This is a genomic window from Sulfuricurvum sp., from assembly GCF_028688295.1.
Taxonomy (GTDB): domain Bacteria; phylum Campylobacterota; class Campylobacteria; order Campylobacterales; family Sulfurimonadaceae; genus Sulfuricurvum.
This window is the reverse complement of the sequence record NZ_JAQTYM010000109.1, coordinates 1-4,527: the sequence shown is the minus strand read 5'-3', so window position 1 is coordinate 4,527 and position 4,527 is coordinate 1. Positions and strand designations below refer to the sequence as shown.

The 4,527-nt window shown below is 45.4% G+C and carries 5 protein-coding genes; 3 read left to right on the top strand and 2 right to left on the bottom strand.

Features of this window, described 5'->3' with window-relative positions; genetic code table 11:
* Positions 1 to 477 (top strand): M24 family metallopeptidase (locus PHR02_RS13100; protein ID WP_299992695.1); only part of this gene is annotated, 477 nt, incomplete at its 5' end.
* Here PHR02_RS13100 and PHR02_RS13095 read toward each other — a convergent pair.
* Complete coding sequence (locus PHR02_RS13095) at positions 468 to 893, bottom strand: hypothetical protein (protein ID WP_299992693.1); 426 nt, start codon at positions 891 to 893, stop codon at positions 468 to 470. The two genes, PHR02_RS13100 and PHR02_RS13095, sit on opposite strands and share 10 nt — an antisense overlap.
* Positions 893 to 1,372: a hypothetical protein gene (locus tag PHR02_RS13090; RefSeq protein WP_299992691.1), complete on the bottom strand. Its 480-nt coding sequence runs from the start codon at positions 1,370 to 1,372 to the stop codon at positions 893 to 895. Before PHR02_RS13090 ends, PHR02_RS13095 begins: the two co-directional genes overlap by 1 nt.
* Before the next feature lie 70 nt (positions 1,373 to 1,442).
* On the opposite strand from PHR02_RS13090, the gene PHR02_RS13085 reads away from it, so the two are divergent.
* The gene (locus PHR02_RS13085; RefSeq protein ID WP_299992689.1) at positions 1,443 to 2,144 is read left to right on the top strand and encodes a DUF445 domain-containing protein; all 702 of its coding nucleotides are present in this window, start codon (positions 1,443 to 1,445) and stop codon (positions 2,142 to 2,144) included.
* Between the two features lie 75 nt (positions 2,145 to 2,219).
* On the top strand, positions 2,220 to 4,527 hold a 2,308-nt coding region (locus PHR02_RS13080; protein ID WP_299992688.1), incomplete at its 3' end, for an AAA family ATPase.

Genomic DNA, 4,527 nt, shown 5'->3' with positions numbered 1-4,527 from the left:
AGCGATCATCAGCGGGAAGTTTATAATGCCGTTCTTGATGTTCAATTGAAGGTCATAGATGCGATTAAACCTGGGGTGAAACGCGATTGGCTTCAAACGTATAGTGAAGAGTTGCTGTGTGATGCGCTGATTGCATTAGGGGTATTGTGCGGTGAACGAAGTACATTGATAGAAGCCAAAGAGCACAAAAAATACGCTCCGCACGGCATAGGTCACTGGATGGGACTGGATGTTCATGATCCATGCCCGTATGTGGACGAAGAGGGTGAATCGTTAGCGTTTATGGCGGGAATGCTGATGACGATTGAGCCGGGTCTGTATTTCCGTGCCGATGATGAGTTTGTTCCGCAAGCGTTTCGCGGTATCGGTATCCGTATCGAGGATAATATCCTCGTTACCGAAGAGGGGTATGAAAATCTCTCGGCGATGATTGCCAAAAGTGTGGAGGAGATAGAGCTGATGTGTAATCAGTTGTAACTATAACTCCAACCGCTAAGCCCGTCTTTTGCCTCTTTAAAGCCTTCTGCATCCCCTAAAAAATCGATAATATGGAGCAGTTTCCACGGAATGGTGCGTGCTTCAGCGTCATCGATCAGATGACGCGGCATCGGTGTCTCTTGAGAGGTCATGGCAAAGGCGATCCGCTCCAGATTGCTGAGCAGATGGCTGGTTGCAGTAATGTGATGCTCTTTAGAAAATTTTTCCAAAATGAGAGGTTTTATCTCTTCTGGGATAGGTTCAGAGGTGTTTAGAATAATACTAAAATGGATCGGATGGGCGTCTTTGACCAATGAAGGTGCTGCCATCATAATGTATTCTACTCCATTGAGGAGTTTTTCGATTTCATTGTATGACAGGTAGCTTTGAATGTTGAGCGGTTTCATCTCTTGCATTAATTTTTTCCTTCGAGTATTTTAGTGAGGAGCGAGGTCATTCCGATATGGAGGTTGTAGTTCGTCACCGGAAAGTCGACCATTTCATTATCGAGATTGACGTTGTAACTACTGAGATATTTTCCCAGTATCTCTAAATCGATTGGCTGATAGCTTTCGGTATCGATTTTTGTCCGAAGAAGTTTTCCCGCAGTGTTACTTTTAGCAAGGGTAAACGCGAGGGTTCTAAGGCTTAGTAGATCGCACCATCGTAAAAAGAGGGTGGGGGAAAGCTCAGAATGGGGATTTCCTTCGGGATCAAAGAGTAGTTGCTGATCTCGGAGCGGAATGAGAACACTTAAAACCGCTTCGCAAAAGGGGAGGCTTTTTTGACGCCAAAAGGGGGCTTCATCACTTCGATCGAGTGCTGTGGTGATCGATGCGAGTATGATCGATGGCTCAGCATTACAAAGCAGTGTTCCCATAGTCTGAAGAATCATTTACCACTCCTTTTTTGGGTGTAACTTTAACCTTTTTTGTATAATACAGGTATTAACTCAAGGAGATTGTATGTTTGATAAAGGATGGATCACAAATTTTGTTTCAGTAGCATTGGTAGGCGTTTCTTATACGTTAGAGGGGATCGCAGGTTCAGCGCTTCGGAGTGCGGGATTGTTTGCCCTCTCAGGGGCTGTGACCAATCAGCTCGCGATCCATATGCTTTTCGAAAAAGTTCCTTATCTTTACGGTTCGGGGATTATCATTGATCGGTTCGAATCGATACGTGAAGCACTGAAAAAGCTGATTATGGAGCAATTTTTTACCCCTGAAAAAATCGAAAACTTTGTACTCTCCCAAGAACGCTCTATCGATTTGAGCCCTATTATCGAGCAAACTGATTTTACCCCTGCGTACGATGCATTGGTAAAAAGTGTGATGGAGTCAAGTTTGGGGGGAATGCTGGGGATGTTCGGCGGCGAAGCGATCATAGGCAAACTCAAAGAGCCGTTTTTGGAAAAAATCAAAGCCTCCACGATTGAGATTAGCCAGAGTGAATCGTTTATGAATGCTCTGAATACCCATCTTCACCAAGGGGGAACCCATTTGAGTGAATCGATTGAAGGGATTGTCGAAGCACGTCTGGCAGAGCTTACCCCTGTAATGATAAAAGAGATGCTCCATACCTTGATGAAAGAGCATTTAGGATGGCTCGTGGTTTGGGGTGGAGTGTTCGGAGGGGTTATCGGATTGGTCTCAGTTTTTATAATCTAAATAAAATGATTTAAAAGACTTGACAATAAGTGACTCAAAGTATTATAATTCTTGTAACTCAACTAGGAGAATTTTATGTCAGCCAATATTTTTGAAAAACTTACCCATCAAATGACCGAGATGATCGAATCTTCGATCTCTTTAGCACTACACAACAAAAACAGCGAAGTTGAACCGATCCATTTTTTATGGGCATTGCTCGCCAATAGCAATTCACCACTCAATCAGATGCTCGCCAAAATGAGCGTTGATAAAACAGCGATAGAACTTGATGTCAAAAGTGCGGCATCCAAACTTCCAAGTGCCTCACACGTCACCAAAGAGAGTATCCGACTCTCCCGTAATTTTGCCCATTCACTCGAAGTAAGTTCTGGGGAGATGGCGAAAAACGGTGATGGCTTTTTAGCAATCGATACATACATTGTCGCAAACCTCCAAAATGATCCATTCAAATCGATTTTAGGTAAATACATCGATCTCAGAGAGCTTGCGAAAACCTTCGAAGCATCTCGTGCAGGGCAAAAAATCGAGTCTCAAACGGCCGATGAAAATCTCGAATCTCTTGCCAAATACGGGATTGATTTGAATCGTGAGGCGATAGAGGGGAAACTCTCTCCTGTTATCGGACGGGATGAAGAGATTTCTCGCATGATGCAGATTTTGATCCGTAAAACGAAAAACAATCCGATCCTCCTCGGTGAACCTGGGGTCGGTAAAACGGCATTGGTCGAGGGATTGGCACAACGTATCGTCAATAAAGAGGTGCCGATCAGTCTTCAAAACAAGCGTGTCGTAACGCTCGATATGAGTGCATTGATTGCAGGTGCAAAATACCGTGGAGAGTTTGAAGATCGTCTCAAAGCCGTTATCGATGAGGTAAAAAAGAGCGGAAACGTTATCCTCTTTATCGATGAGATTCACACCATCGTCGGTGCGGGTGCCTCTGAGGGGTCTATGGATGCGGCGAATATCCTCAAACCAGCCCTTGCTCGCGGAGAGTTACACACCATCGGGGCAACAACGCTCAAAGAGTATCGTAAATATTTCGAAAAAGATGCGGCGCTCCAACGCCGTTTTCAACCTGTCAATGTCGATGAGCCGAGTGTGAACCAATCGCTTCAAATCCTCCGAGGACTTAAAGAGCGTTTGGAATCCCATCATAATGTCACCATTACCGATTCGGCATTGGTGGCGGCGGCAAAACTTTCGGATCGCTATATTAATGATCGATTTTTACCGGACAAAGCTATTGATTTGATTGATGAGGCGGCGGCAGAGCTAAAAATGCAAATCGAATCCGAGCCGAACGCATTGGCAAGCGTAAAACGCCGTCTTACCCATTTGCAAGTCGAAAAAGAGGCTCTTAAAATGGAAGAGTCGGTTGCCAATACCAAACGACTTGATGAGATAGAGAGGGAACTTGCCGATGCGGGGGAAGAACGACGTAGTTTGGAATCACAGTTCGCTCATGAAAAAGAGGTATTTGAGCGGGTAGCGAAAATCAAAGCCGAAATCGAAGCCAAACGCCGTGAGGCCGAAAGTGCGAAACAAGCGGCCGATTTTAACAAAGCCGCAGAGATCGAATACGGTCAAATACCGAAACTTTTCGAGGAAGAAAAAGCGCTCCAAGAGAAATGGAAAGGGATGGTAGCCGAGGGGACACTTCTTAAAAACAGTGTTGATGAAGCCTCTATTGCAGGGATTGTGAGCCGCTGGACAAAAATTCCGGTGAACAAAATGCTTCAAGGTGAAAAAGAGAAAATTCTCCATATCGAAGAGGAACTCAACCGTGATGTTGTTGGGCAAGTAGAAGCGACCCATGCCGTAGCCCGTGCGATTAAACGAAACAAAGCGGGACTCTCTGATAAGAGCCGTCCTATCGGCTCATTCTTGTTCCTCGGTCCTACAGGAGTCGGGAAAACTCAGACGGCAAAAACATTGGCGAAATTTCTCTTTGACAGTAGCGAGTCGATGATCCGAATCGATATGTCCGAATACATGGAAAAACATGCCGTGTCACGACTCGTCGGTGCCCCTCCTGGGTACGTCGGGTTTGATGAGGGGGGACAACTCACCGAAGCGGTGCGCCGCAAGCCTTACAGTGTTATCTTGTTCGATGAGGTCGAAAAAGCACACCCCGATGTGTTCAATGTCCTCTTACAAGTGCTCGATGATGGGCGTTTGACCGATAACAAAGGGGTGGTGGTCGATTTTACCAATACCATTATCATCTTGACCTCCAACATCGCGAGTGATAAGATCATGGCGCATCACGGTGATGAGGGACTGCAAGCTATGGTTCTCGGTGAGTTGAAACAGCACTTTAAACCCGAATTTTTAAACCGTTTGGATGATGTGGTGGTCTTTAATCCGTTGGGTGAAG